This is a genomic window from Janthinobacterium sp. FT14W (genome assembly GCF_009208755.1).
In the GTDB taxonomy this organism is placed as follows: Bacteria; Pseudomonadota; Gammaproteobacteria; order Burkholderiales; family Burkholderiaceae_D; genus Janthinobacterium; species Janthinobacterium violaceinigrum.
Window position 1 is genome coordinate 1 of the sequence record NZ_WFLL01000141.1, and the last position, 428, is coordinate 428.

Consider the following 428-nt stretch of genomic DNA (forward strand, 5'->3'; position numbering starts at 1 on the left):
TGGGAGTGCTCGAAAGAGAACCATTACACAGGTGCTGCATGGCTGTCGTCAGCTCGTGTCGTGAGATGTTGGGTTAAGTCCCGCAACGAGCGCAACCCTTGTCATTAGTTGCTACGAAAGGGCACTCTAATGAGACTGCCGGTGACAAACCGGAGGAAGGTGGGGATGACGTCAAGTCCTCATGGCCCTTATGGGTAGGGCTTCACACGTCATACAATGGTACATACAGAGCGCCGCCAACCCGCGAGGGGGAGCTAATCGCAGAAAGTGTATCGTAGTCCGGATTGTAGTCTGCAACTCGACTGCATGAAGTTGGAATCGCTAGTAATCGCGGATCAGCATGTCGCGGTGAATACGTTCCCGGGTCTTGTACACACCGCCCGTCACACCATGGGAGCGGGTTTTACCAGAAGTAGGTAGCTTAACCG

The 428-nt window shown here is 54.0% G+C and carries 1 rRNA gene; it reads left to right on the forward strand.

The features are described 5' to 3' along the window. Window positions 1-428, forward strand: a 16S ribosomal RNA gene (locus tag GCN74_RS28350); the annotation flags it as partial.